General features: G+C 66.8%; 7 protein-coding genes. 1 reads left to right on the plus strand and 6 read right to left on the minus strand.

What is annotated here, in order from left to right:
* The first annotated feature begins 82 nt into the window (after positions 1-82).
* Positions 83-544, plus strand: coding sequence for an Lrp/AsnC family transcriptional regulator (locus CA833_RS01520; RefSeq protein ID WP_142632632.1), 462 nt, complete (start codon positions 83-85; stop codon positions 542-544).
* A 122-nt stretch (positions 545-666) separates the two neighbouring features.
* Here the strand turns inward: CA833_RS01520 and CA833_RS01525 are convergent, their stop codons facing one another.
* The 6 genes from CA833_RS01525 to CA833_RS01550 form a co-directional block, all read right to left on the minus strand.
* Positions 667-5,406 (minus strand): NAD-glutamate dehydrogenase domain-containing protein, encoded by a 4,740-nt coding sequence (locus tag CA833_RS01525; RefSeq protein ID WP_207078994.1) that lies wholly within the window; start codon positions 5,404-5,406, stop codon positions 667-669.
* Positions 5,407-5,650: 244 nt separating this feature from the next.
* Positions 5,651-7,387 carry a glycosyltransferase family 39 protein gene (locus tag CA833_RS01530; RefSeq protein ID WP_207078995.1) on the minus strand — a complete coding sequence of 579 codons (1,737 nt, stop codon included), beginning with the start codon at positions 7,385-7,387 and terminating at the stop codon, positions 5,651-5,653.
* Positions 7,388-7,398: 11 nt separating this feature from the next.
* Complete coding sequence (locus tag CA833_RS01535) at positions 7,399-8,739, minus strand: hypothetical protein (protein ID WP_207078996.1); 1,341 nt, start codon at positions 8,737-8,739, stop codon at positions 7,399-7,401.
* A 41-nt stretch (positions 8,740-8,780) separates the two neighbouring features.
* On the minus strand, positions 8,781-9,758 hold the full coding sequence (locus tag CA833_RS01540) for a glycosyltransferase family 2 protein (RefSeq protein WP_142632628.1): 978 nt from the start codon (positions 9,756-9,758) through the stop codon (positions 8,781-8,783).
* Complete coding sequence (locus CA833_RS01545; RefSeq protein ID WP_207078997.1) at positions 9,751-10,860, minus strand: hypothetical protein; 1,110 nt, start codon at positions 10,858-10,860, stop codon at positions 9,751-9,753. Before CA833_RS01545 ends, CA833_RS01540 begins: the two co-directional genes overlap by 8 nt.
* The gene (locus CA833_RS01550) at positions 10,860-12,818 is read right to left on the minus strand and encodes an SLBB domain-containing protein (RefSeq protein ID WP_207078998.1); all 1,959 of its coding nucleotides are present in this window, start codon (positions 12,816-12,818) and stop codon (positions 10,860-10,862) included. The genes CA833_RS01545 and CA833_RS01550 overlap by 1 nt, the downstream gene beginning before the upstream one ends.
* Positions 12,819-12,883 lie beyond the last annotated feature (65 nt).

Consider the following 12,883-nt stretch of genomic DNA (forward strand, 5'->3'; position numbering starts at 1 on the left):
CGTCAGTTCCGTGCGATTGCACCCGTCATTTGCCGTGCTATTGGTGACTTCCACTAAGAATTGAAAAACGGACAGGGGATTCATGCAGATCGACGCATTCGACCGCAAGATCATCGCGGCCTTGCAGGAAGACGCGCGCATGCCGGTAGCGCAAGTCGCCGAACGCACCGCGCTTTCCGCCACCCCGGTCAGCCGCCGCATCAAGCGGCTGGAGGACGAGGGCGTCATCCGCGGCTATGTGCCGGTGCTCGACCCGCGCAAGCTGGGTTTCGAACTGGAAGCCTATGTGCTGATCAACCTCAACGCCCATGTCGACGAGATCATCCAGCGCTTCGAACAGGCGATCCGCGAGCATCCTTACGTCATCGCCTGTAATGCGGTGACGGGCGACATGGACTATCTGGTCCACGTGGTCGCGCGGAACGTCGATCACCTTTCGCAGATCACCCTCAAGACCTTGCTGCGCATTCCCGGCGTGCGCGACGTGAAGTCGATCATCGTGCTGGAAGCGGTGAAGGAAGCGCACGGACTGCCACTGGAATGACCGCAAGGCCCCGGATCGCCTGATGCCAGGCCGCAGTGAGGCAAGCTCAACGCAGCTTGGTCTGAGACCCTCAACAAGAAAGGGGGCCCGCAGGCCCCCTCCCCATCATCTTGCGACGCCGATCAGCGGCCGAGCAGGTTACGCGCCTGGCTGGCGATCTGCGCGAGCATCGCCGGCGTCAGCGGCACCGTCTTCTCCGCGCGCTGCACCATGGAGCGGAAAGTACGTATCGCGGCCGTGTGCGCACGGGCCCACTCCTCGGCCGCGGCAGCCGGATCGGCCTTGCCCGCCTCGGTGCGCGAAAGCGCCTTGAGGAAGTCGAGCCGCATCTGCTGGAAGTCCCGCGCGAGCCCGGCAACGAGCAGACGCTCCCAGGGATCGGACGGGTTCATCGTCGCCGCATTGGCCTGCGCCCAGTCGAGGCCAAGCCCCGCGCCGATACGCGAGAACGCGCCGACAAGGCGGCGGGCATCGAGCCCGGTCTCCGCCGCGAGATCGGCAATGCCGACCGCGCCGTCGAGATCGTAGAGGTTGGCCACCAGCGCCGCTTCCGCTTCCGGCGCGCCCAGTTCGAGCAGGCCCTGACGCAGCTTCTGCGAGTGCTGCGCGACGCGCTCACCCAGCAGTTCCTCGGTATCGACCGAAAGCGCCGCGACCTGACCGCCGATGCGGGCGATCACTTCCGACGGCGTGCTGCGACCGGCACCGGCACGCAGCAGGTCGGCCATGTGGCTGCGCACCGCACCCGCCGCCTTGCTGAACAGCGCAAGGCGAGCCTCCTCGCTCATCGGCGCGGTTTCGAGCCGGCCCCAGAGCGCGTCGAGATCGAACAGTTGCACCGCCAGCGCGAAGGCCGCTGCGACATGGGCCAGTTCGGCACCTTCCTCTTCGGCCAGTTCGAAGGGATGGACGATGCCAAGGCGGTTGACGATGCGGTTGGCAAGCTTGGTCGCGACGATCTGCGGGGCCAGACGGTGGCCTTCGATGAATGCGGCGAAACGCTCCTGCATGGGCTGCGGGAACGAAGCCAGCAGCAGCGCCTGCAGGCTGGCATCGCTGGCAAGCGCGCTCTTCTCGATGGCGTCCTGCAGCACCAGCTTGCCGCTGGAGAGCAGCACCGCCAGTTCGGGACGGGTCAGCCCGCGACCGTCCTGCACGCGGCGGGCCAGCGCCTCGTTGTCGGCAAGGCCCTCGGTCTTGCGGTCGAGATTGCCGCCTTCCTCCAGCGTCTCGATCAGGCGCACTTGCGCCGGGATCGCCGCCGCACCGCCACGCTCCGCGATCGAGAGCGCCAGGGCCTGCAGCCGGTTGTCCTCGAGCACGAGGTGGGCAACCTCGTCGGTCATGTCGCGCAGCAGTTCGACACGCTGCTCTTCGCTGAGGACGCCCGCGCGCTTGGCCGCTGCCAACGCGATCTTGATGTTGACCTCGTTGTCCGAGCAATCGACGCCAGCCGAATTGTCGATGAAATCGGCATTGATGCGGCCGCCGCGCCCCGCAAACTCGATGCGCGCGGCCTGGGTAACACCAAGGTTGGCACCCTCGCCGATGACCTTTGCGCCCACTTCGTTGGCGCTGACACGCAGCGCGTCGTTGGCGGGATCGCCGACATCGGCGTTGTTCTCGCTCGACGCCTTCACATAAGTACCGATGCCGCCGAACCACAGCAGGTCGACCTTGGCCCAGAGGATCGCCGAGATCAGCGAGTCCGGGTCCATTTCCTCAAGGCCAATACCCAGCGCCTCCCGCACTTCGGCGCTCAACGGGATCGACTTGGACTTGCGCGAGAACACCCCGCCGCCCGTGGAGATCAGCGACTTGTCATAGTCGTCCCAGCTCGAATGCGGCAGGTCGAACAGGCGCTTGCGCTCGTCCCAGCTGGCCGCCGGATCGGGATTGGGGTCGAGGAAGATATGGCGGTGATCGAAGGCAGCGACGATCTTGAGCGCTTTCGAGAGCAGCATGCCGTTGCCGAACACGTCGCCCGACATGTCGCCGCAACCGACCACACGAACCGGATCGACCTGCACGTCCACGCCCTGTTCCAGGAAGTGGCGCTGAACCGAGAGCCAGGCACCCTTGGCCGTGATGCCCATGGCCTTGTGGTCGTAGCCGTTGGAGCCGCCGCTGGCGAAGGCATCGTCCAGCCAGAAGTCGCGCGATTCGGCGATGCCGTTGGCAACGTCGGAGAACTTGGCCGTGCCCTTGTCGGCTGCGACCACGAAGTACGGATCCTCGCCGTCGAGGATCGTCACGCCGTCAGGATGGACAACCGTGTCGGCCACGATGTTGTCGGTGATCGACAGCAGCGTGCCAATGAAGATCTCGTAGCTGGCCTGCCCTTCGGCGGCCCAGCCGGCACGATCAAGCGCGGGGTCGGGAAGCTGCTTGGGATAGAAACCGCCCTTCGCGCCGGTCGGCACGATCACCGCGTTCTTCACGCGCTGCGCCTTCATCAGGCCAAGGATTTCGGTGCGATAGTCGTCGCGACGGTCAGACCAGCGAAGGCCGCCACGCGCGACCGGACCAGCGCGCAGGTGAATGCCTTCCACGCGGCGCGAATAGACAAAGATCTCGCGCCAGGGCAGCGGCTTGGGCAGCCCCGGAACCAGCGCGGAATCGAATTTGAAGGCAAGCGCCAGCTGCCCTGCCTCGGCAAAGGCATTGGTGCGCAGCATTGCCCCGACCAGATCGCGATAGGCACGCAGCAGACGGTCGTCGTTGATCGCGCTGACCCCGGCGAGGCCGGTGCGGATCGCCTCCTGCGCAGCGGCGCGGGCCTTGCCGCGATCGCCGGTGTAGGCCGGATCATGGATCGCGCGGAACAGGTCAATGAGGCCGAGCGTCACCGTCGGCGCGCCCTGAAGCGCGTCGACCGCGGTGGCGATGCCGAAGTTCATGCCGGCCTGGCGCAGATAACGATACCAGGCGCGCAGCCAGTTCGCCTCGCGCTTGGACAGGCCAAGGCCGGGAACCAGGCGGTTGAACGGATCGTCCTCGCTGCGGCCATTGAGCACACCGACCAGCGCATTCTCGATCATCGGCGCCAGCTTGAGCACGTCACCCGCATCGCGGCCGGCGGGCAGCGCCAGCGTGAAGTCGTGGATCGTGCCGATGCGGCCCTTTTCGAGCGGGGTCGGCATTTCCGCGATCACGCGGAAGCCGAAATTCTCCAGCGCGGGCACCGCGTCGGACAGCGGCAGGCTGCCCTCGGCCTGGTAGATCTTGAGGCGCAAGTGCCCGGCCTCGTCGCCGTCGTTGCCATAGAGGCGCACATCACGCAGCGCCTGCGTGCGGTCGTTCCCGCCCGCTTCCTCGACCACCAGCTTGCGCATGTGGGCGATGTCGACAGCGGCCTCGGCGGGGCCGTAATCACTGCGGTAGACCATCGGAAAGGCATCGGCATAACGCGAGGCGATCGCGGCCGCGCGGGCCGGTTCGAACGACTGCGCGAGCGCCGCTTCCACCGCCTCGCCCCAGCCGCGCAGCATGACCTGCAGACGGTGGTCGAGCGCGGCCTCGTCGAGCGAACCTGCGCCTTCACGGATGTCGAGCGTGTAGCGCAGCATGGCCAGGTTGCCCGCCTCGACGCTGAGCGCCCAGTCCAGCGTGACGCCTTGCGCGGCTTCCTCGATCATCGCCTGGATACGCTTGCGCATCTGCGTGGAAAGGGTGTCGCGGGTGATCCACACAAAAGCGAACAGGTGGCGCGAAAGCGGCGAGGTGGTGACGATCAAGCGCGGACGCGGACGGTCGACCAGGCCGGTCATCGTCGTCGCGAGGCGCTCTACATCGTCGTCCGGGAAGCCCAGCACGAGGTCGTGCGGCAGGCTGGTCAGGGCATGGGCCAGTGCCTTGCCGGTGTGGCCATTGGGGTCAAAGCCAAGCTTGCCAGCCAGCCCCGCCATCGCCGTGCGCAGGCGGGGAACCCGGTCGGGCGTGGCGGCCAGCGCGGCGCTCGTCCAGATACCGGCATGGACCGACAGCGCGGTGACCTTGCCATCCTCGACCAGCGGCACGAGGAACAGGTCGAGCGGCACGCGGCGGTGTACGGTGGCAATGCGGTTGGCCTTGATGACCATCGGCGCGCGCACCGCGCCTTCGGCCAGCTGGGCGTCGAAGGCCGCAAACGCAAGGGCGTAGCTGGCCTCGGACAGCAGATCGCGCTGATCGCGGCGGCAGACGCCAAGCAGGTCGGCATGGCTGCCGTCGCGGTGCTGGGTGACATGGCCAAGCTGGGTGAGCATGCCGCCGGCGAACCAGCGCAGCAGTTCGGAACCTTCCGCGTCGCTGACCAGCGCGGAATCGGCGGTCATCGCCGCAACCATCTGCGGCCAGTCGGCGACGGCAACACGCACGTCGGCCAGCGTGGTTTCCAGCATGCGCTGCAGCTCGCCGCGCTGGCGCGCATCGATGCGGGCGGTCTCGATGTAGATCATCGATTCGCGCAGCGCACCTTCGACACCGTTTTCGGGCAGGGCAACCAGGTGCCCTTCGCCGTCACGCTCGACCGTGACGACCGGGTGGGCCAGACGGTCGATCACGAGACCGGCCTCGGCAATGGCGGCGGCCACCGAATCGACCAGGAACGGCATGTCGTCATTGATGAGCGCAATGCGCAGATAACGACGATCCTCGCTGGCCGAGACCAGCTCGATGACCGCCTCGCCCGGCTGGCGCGTCGCTGCGGTTTCCAGGAGTACCCGCGCGGCCTCGTCGACCCAGGCGCGGTCGTCCACCGGGGCATCGCCGGGTAGCAGGGAATCGCTGATGCGCGATACGATCGCCGCGTGAAGTGCCGCCCCTCCGGGCCCTTCGTCCGTTCGGGCCTGTGCTGCGATCTTCACTTCATCTGCGCTCATAACGTGCTCCCGCATTCCTTACGGCTTGCGGCGTCTGCGCTCGATGGGGCGCGCAGCGCCTGCCTTCGACATATAGGACCGGCCATGCTTTCCGGCATCCATCTTCCCCCGGAAATTCACGCAGGGAAAGGTTGGGCCCTTTCAACGATGCAATGCAGCATCGCCGCGTTCCGGACGACCGGTCGCGAGCCCGGAAACGCAGACCCAGCGTTGTAACGGGGTTTCTCAGTTGCGCAATATTCGATTAACGGGAGGAAATTGCATAATTTGCACCAACAACCGGCTCCGCAGATCCCGGCACCGACAACCGCACGATCCGCACGACGGGTCCGCCGATTTCGCCCGGCTCCGGTCGGATCGTCGCCACCACCTGCCCCTGTGCCAGAAGGGCCCGATAAGCCCGGCAAGCTTGTGCAAAGCGCGCGCATTCCCGGGCGTAACGGTCGTACTGGGTGAGAATCGCATAGTCGGCGCGGCAGGTCGCGCGAAGGTCCGCCGGCATCGTGCCGTAATCGAGATTGCTGCGGCCGCCGCGCGCCGCCGCAATCGCACGGTAGTCCATCCGCGCCGAGAGCCGCGCTCGCACGTCGATGCAACCCGCTTCGCCCATCGGAAACCGCTCGGCCCAGGGCTGGCGCAGCATGTCGAACGCAAAGTGCTCGACGAGGATCGTGCGGCCCGGCGGGATATGCGCGATTGCCCAGGCCGTGGCGCGCTGGCGCGTATCGTCCGCCCGCTCACGCGCCCGTTCGGTCATCGCCAGCATCGGCGCAAGGCAGGCCGCGATGAGGATCAGCACGGTGGCGCACACGGCAGTCGGGTTGTTCGTCGGCCGCATGGGTGAAAACGAGGGGGCATCGCGAAATCCCCGCAGCACCGCCATCGTCCCCAGTCCGGCCAGCGCGGCCAGCACCGGTAGCAGCGGGATCGCCCAGCGCTCCCACACCAGTCCCTGAAACCCCAGCGCCAGCCCTTGTGCGAGCATATACGGCACCAGGACAGCCAATGCGCGCCGGCAGCGTGCCAGCCGCTCAGCATCACCCAGCGACCCGGCCTGCGATCCGGCCAGCGCCGCCAGGCCGGCAAATGCCAGCAGCAGCCCCACCGCACCGAAGCCCGCCAGCAACGGGCCTTGTGCATACCACAAGAGGTTGCCGAAAAACCCATGCCCGGTCGCCTCGAGATGACGCACCTGCACCTCGCCGCCGAGATCGCGCAGAACCCGCGCGGGTGCCAGCACCAGCACCGGCGCGACCAGTGCAAAGCAGCACAGGCTCATCCCCCCCGCCCCGGCGAGCCGCCGGACGATGCCGCCCCAAGTTTCCCGGCGAGACAGGCCGGAGGCAATCACCGCCCCGGCAATGGCCGTCGCCGCCAGCGCGGCGGGCCACTTGGTCGCTGCCGCGCAGGCCAGCCAGAAAGTGGTCCGGACAAGATCCCGGCGCCCCCCGCCTTGCACCACGCGCAGGCTCGCCAGCAGGACAAGCTGCAGGAACGCGGCTGCCATCACGTCGCTGCGGATCACTTGCGACCAGGTTACATGGACCGGACAGATCGCCAGCAAGAGTGCCGCGACAAGGCCCGCGCCGATACCGCCCAGCGCCCGTCCCAACTGCCAGCACAGCCAGACCGACCACCCGCCAACCAGCGCCATCGCTGCCCGTCCCGGCAGCACGATGATGCCGGGATCGAGCCAGACTTGTCCCGCAAAGTCCGCAGCATCGGCAAAGCGCCCGCTTAACCGCCCGGCCGCCAGCACCCCCGCATCGACAAGCGCCAGCAGATACATCGTGAGGGTTGCCGGATGTCCGTACCAACCGGGATCGAGCGTCCCGGTTCGCAGCATTCGCAGCGCACCAAGCTCAAAGATCAACTCGTCCGGATCGTTGAGCGCGGGCAGACCGAAGGCAATGCCGCGCAGGCGCAGGCCAAAGGCCAGAACCATGATCGCCGTCAGCGCCGCCACACCGGTGCGGCCCATGGCAGGCCTGTTCATGAACGGCCAGCCCGATCGCGAGACAGCAGCCACCCAAACCGCGGCGACTGAGCCCAGCCGCCTGCGCGAATGTCTGCCAGCGCCGCCCGGATGGTCTCGCCCGAAAGCCCCCATGCCACGGTCATGATCATCAGCGGCCGCACGAACGAGCCCAGCACCACCTGATAGGTCACCATCACCGTGCTGCCGGTAAAATAGGAATCGCGGGGCACTTCGGCCATGCGGTCGAGCGGGATGTCGAGTGGCACCGCCAGCAGATAACACATGAAGATCGCCCAGCTTCGCCCCACCCCGCGCCGCGCCTCCAGCATCACGAAATAGAGCAGCAGGACTTGCGCATAGGCGCCCGGCTCCGAACTGATCAGGGCCATCGTCATGCCGAGGTTGACCGCGCGAAACGGGGGAACTGCCTCAGGCCGCAGCCAGGTCGCCGCTGCCGCCAGCACGATCAGCAACTGGGTGAATTGCTGCAGTGCCGGCAGTAGCATCGCCAGCCCCTCCACCACCCGCGAACCAAGGATGCCGACCAGCGGGAAGTTGTCCCCCTCGAGCAAGGCGACAAACGTCTGGTACGTGGTCGAATACCAGACATCGAGGATATTGGCGGGTTGCAGCTTGCCGAAACTGCGCACATTCTCAACGATCTCGACCGGGCTGCCGCGCCCCAGCATGGCATAACTGACAAGATAGACGAGCACCGCCGCCAGCAAGGCAGCTTCCGCGCGCGCCCAGCGGCGCACCAGCAACAAGCCGAATATCGACCCGATCAGGTACACCTTCAGATTGACGGCGAAACCCGCCGCAAGCGCCTTGAACCTGACATTGCGCAGCACCGGGCCGAAGGCGAGCACCATCGCCGGAAACGCCAACAGGATGAGGTTGCCGCGCTCCAGCCCGCAGAGCATCGGCATGCCCAGCCCCACGCAGATCGTGCGCGGCATCGCGGTGCGCGGCTCCATCTTCGCGAAACTTTTCCAGCATAGCCAGACATCCAGCAGGTAGAGTCCGAAAATGCAGGCCAGCCCCACCCAGTCGCAATCGCGCGCGGCAAGGCCGGATCCGGCATCCCACTCGCCGCGGATCGTGTAGCAGGAATCGATCCCGAACAGCTTGAGCAGCACAAAGGAGAGCGGCGGATAGATCGATAACCAGGCATCATACGTGCCTGGATTACGGGCCCATATCGCCGGATTGAACCAGTCCGCGAACACGTCGCTCGGCTCGTAGAAAAACGGTGCAGGCAGGTAACCCAAGGTCGTCACATGCCACACGCAATAGGCAAGGCCGCCCAGGATCAGCGCGGCCATCGTCCACTCGGCACGCTCGCCAGGGGTCATGCGGCCTCCCCGCCCGCAGCCGTGCCTTTTGCCCATGGAAATCATGGCACCGGCGGGAAATTGACCCGCTCACGCTCGATCACCAGAGGCTGGTTGCGGGTCCTATCGGACACCAACTGGACTTGCACGCCGATCAAGCCAAGAAACAGGAACAGCAGCGCCGACTGCCCTTCCAGCACCGCTGCCAAGAGCCAGAGCTGAACCGAATGCCCGGTGAGCCCCGCCCATACCGCGCCGCCCAGCGAGCACAGGGTCAGCACGGCAATCGCGAAAGCCAGATAGAGCGGCGCGCGCAGCAGCCGCTTGGACGATGCGGCAAGCCCGTTCAGCGCAAAGTCGAGCAGCGCAAAGAGGTGATTGTTCGAACGCCCGCCGGCGCGCGCGGGACGCGCATAGCCGATCGTCTCCAGGTCATGGCCGGTCTCCACCAGCAGCGCGCGGAAGAACGGCTCCGGCTCGTTGAGCGCGGCGATCGCGGCCACGACGCGGCGGTCGTAGAGCCCGAACCCGGTCGCACCGGGCACGATCGGATGATCGGCGATGGCCCGCTGCGTACGATAGGCGAGAGCCCGCACCGCCGCGAGCAGGGGGTTGCCACGCTCCGCCTCGCGCACACCCAGCACGATCGCCGTTCCCGCCCTCCACCGCGCCACAAATTCCGGAAGCAAGGCGGGCGGATCCTGGAAGTCGGCACACATGCCGATGACCGCCCGCCCCCGCGCCGCAAAGATCCCGTATGTCGGCGAGCGCATCTGCCCGAAATTGCGAGTATTGATGATGAGCCTAACGCGCGGCTCGCGCCGGCAAAGGTCGCGCAGGATCGCCGCGGTGCGGTCCTGCGAACCATTGTCGATGAAGATGATCTCGAAATCGGCGACGAGCGGCTCCAGAACGGCGATCACCGCCTGGGCTATGGCCTCGGCATTGGCTTCCTCGTTGCGGCACGGGATCACGACCGAAATTTCGGGAATACGTTCAAGGCCACCCTCCGCGCAGCCTGACAAGGGCGCGTCATGCACCGTGCGCCTCCTGCTCGCCCGCCTTGTGCGAACGCGGTGCGAGCGGCGGACGCAAGCGGTAAAATTCAATGGCAAGCCAAACCAGCAGCGCCGCGCCCCCCGCCGCCGCCGCCGGCCACCAGACCTGCCGTGCGGTCTCGATATGCGGAGGCTCCAGCACCCGCACCGCCGCCGTCGAAGTCATGTCCTCGACCGCCGTGCCCTGGAGATAGCGCAAGTAGCCCTCGTACAAGGTCTTGGCCACGGCCAGCTCCCGCTCGCGCCGGTAGAGTTCGCTTGATTCCGCCACGACCTGGCCAACCGTGCCATCCCCCCCCTGGCCAGTTGCGCGCAGCCTTCCCAACTGTCCCTGCAGCGCCGCGATCTCTGCCCGCAGGCGCTTCACGGTCAGGTGATCGTCGGTGTAGGTCTGCCGCGCGGTCTGCAGTTCAACCGTGCGCGCCTGGATCGTCGCCTCGATGTCGGCGATTTGCGAGGAAAGCAGCGCAGCCTTCACGTCGGGCATCGCCGCACGGGTGCCAAGGCGAAAGCGGTCGTAGGCGACTTGCGCCTTGTCCAGCCGATCGTTGGCCGCGCCGACCAGTTCGAGCAGGACCTGTCGCTTGTAGGCAGTCTGCCGACGGGCGATCTTGGCCAGATCGTCACGGATCGCCGTGACATAGGCACCCACCACGTCCTGCGCGAGCCGGGGGTCCGCATCGTCGAGCGAGACCAGGATGATCCCGCCCCGCAGCGAACGCACCGTCACCCGCCGTTCCAGCCAGCGCTGCGCAGCAATGCGATCCCCAAGGTCGATCCGCTCGACCAGGCCCAGCCGGGCGATCACCCGGTCACGCACCGATACGCTGCGCCCCACCCTTAGGGCCACCTCGATGGCGGCCTGGTTGCCAAAGACGTTGTTGATCGCGCCGAGCTGTCCCAGCGTTCCGCCAAGCCCCAGCGAATCCGGATCGGTCGGCGTCAGTGAAGCCGTGGCCAGGTAACGCTGCGGAAAGAGCGCCAGCAAGACGGCCGCAAGGCACAGCGTCCCGAACAGCGCCCCACGCGCCCAGGCCGTGGCCAACACCCGCGAGGCGGCGAGCATGCCGATCAGCGAGGGCATCAGTTGGCCAACGCCGCGACGGCGGCACCGGTGATGCCGAGTTGGAACACTACGGTCGAAATGTCGCGCAGCTTCGACCAGAAGCTGGAATTGCTGGTCTTGACCGGAACGAAGATCACATCACCGGGCAATGCCCTTTCGTCCATTCCACCGGCCTTGCGGGTCAAAACCTGTCCATTGGCGCGCACGACAAACGCGTGGGACAAGTCCGCCGCGCGCTGCGGCCCGCCGGCCTGCTGGATATAATCCTTCACCCGTACCGGCTCACCGCTGATCAGGAACGAGGACGGACGGTAGACAGCTCCGAACACGCCCACTGTCGTAGCGCGCGGCGGAATGTAGATGCGATCGTTGTTCTCCAGCTGGATCGCTCCCGGCAGCGCCGAGTCCAGCGGGCCGATGTCGAGAACGACGCGCCCGTCAGGCTGAGCCTCGCGCAGCTTGTCCAGCACCGCGCGGGCGCTGGCGAGTTCCGCCGTGCTGCGATCCGAACTGCCCATGCCATCGGCAGTGAGCGGCGCCGAGGCGATGGTCAGCTCCAGTTGATCGACCGCTTCCTCGAAACCCTGCCGCTGCTGCTGGCGCACCGATTGTCGCTCGAACCGGGCGCCGAACGGGAAGGCACGCGCGGTGAGACCGCCAGCCATCGCCAGCACCTGCTCCATCGGCGTTCCCGGCGCGACGAAGTAATTGCCGGGGTGCGTAACCTCCCCTTCGATCCGCACCACGACCGACTGGCGGTCCATCGGCTGGACCAGGCTGGCGCCAGACAGCACCTGCAGGATGTCCGCCGGTTCCACCGCCATGGTGGCCGCAGCCTGACGCGAGACCTCGCGCGGGCCGGGCGGCGTGCCGGGAACATTGCGATAGAGGATAAGCCTGCTGCCGTCTGCCAGCGTATTGGGCCCTCCCGCCACCGCCAGCGCTTGCTCCAGTGTCTCGCCCGGCTTCATCTCGTAGATCGCCTCGTGCTGGACGCTGCCGATCACCGCCACCTGCTCACCCGCTGGCGGGATGAACAGCACGTCCTCGTTGCGCAGCACGGCGTCGCCCACGCGGTTGCCGCCGCGCAGCAGGTCATAAAGGTCAAGCTCGCCAGCGACGCGGCCGTCACGGTAAAGCACGATACGGCGGAAGCTGCCGCCGGCAGTCGGGCCGCCCGCCTGAAACACGGCACTGGCCATCGTCGACAGGCTGTTGACGGTGAACTGCCCGGGGTTGTTGGCAAACCCCGTCACGTAGACACGGATCCCCGCCATATCCTTGAGCTCGACCGCGACCCCGTAATCGCGATAACTCGTACCGATCGCGGCCGAAATCCGGTCCTTCACATCGGCAAAACGCACGCCTGCCAGATGGACCGGACCGACCTGCGCCAGCACGATGTTGCCCGAACTGTCCACCCGCCGCTCGACACTGCCCTCGATCGAGCCCTTGAGCGAGATCGCGATCACGTCGCCCACGTTGATCAGATAATCGGGCGGCACCGTGGCGGTGGCGGGAAGAGCGAATTCACGGGAAGATGGCAGGAGCAGGTCGGCGCCGTACCGCTCAAGCTTGCGGCCCACCAGGGTCTGCACGAAATCCTCGAACTCACCGGGCTTGGGCGGGGCCTTCATGCGGCGGGCAGCATCAAGGCCGAGTTCGGCACGCAGCAGTTCATCGCTCCCGTAACCGCGCAATGAACTGCTGCCAATCGAATCCGGGCGCCACTGGGGGCTTTGCTGGCCTTCGCCGGTGGCCTGCGGCGTCACCATATCGCTTCGGCGCAGGCGCATCGTATCGATCGCCCCGCTACCCACGCCATAGGTACCAAGATCGGAATCGAGCGGGCTTCCCGATGGTACGCTGGTTGCCGCCTGCGTAGTCTGGGCCCACGCTGCAACCGTCGGTTGCGCCGCAATCAGCACCGCCAGCGCCAGGCCGCCCGCTCGCCAGTCCCCATGCAGCGGACGCATGGAGCCGCTTGCGGCCAAGCCGCACCCTCGCCAGCCACCCTCGCTCATCGACCCATTCCCCTCCG

It is taken from the genome of Novosphingobium sp. KA1 (genome assembly GCF_017309955.1).
In the GTDB taxonomy this organism is placed as follows: Bacteria; Pseudomonadota; Alphaproteobacteria; order Sphingomonadales; family Sphingomonadaceae; genus Novosphingobium.

What these genes read in the sequence shown, in the direction of transcription:
- CA833_RS01530 (WP_207078995.1), bottom strand. Translation starts at nt 7,387, where the DNA reads ATGGGCCGCACCGGTGTGGCGGCGCTGACGGCGATCATGGTTCTGGCC.
- CA833_RS01525 (WP_207078994.1), bottom strand. Translation starts at nt 5,406, where the DNA reads ATGAGCGCAGATGAAGTGAAGATCGCAGCACAGGCCCGAACGGACGAA.
- CA833_RS01520 (WP_142632632.1), top strand. Translation starts at nt 83, where the DNA reads ATGCAGATCGACGCATTCGACCGCAAGATCATCGCGGCCTTGCAGGAA.
- CA833_RS01535 (WP_207078996.1), bottom strand. Translation starts at nt 8,739, where the DNA reads ATGACCCCTGGCGAGCGTGCCGAGTGGACGATGGCCGCGCTGATCCTG.
- CA833_RS01545 (WP_207078997.1), bottom strand. Translation starts at nt 10,860, where the DNA reads ATGCCCTCGCTGATCGGCATGCTCGCCGCCTCGCGGGTGTTGGCCACG.
- CA833_RS01550 (WP_207078998.1), bottom strand. Translation starts at nt 12,818, where the DNA reads ATGCGTCCGCTGCATGGGGACTGGCGAGCGGGCGGCCTGGCGCTGGCG.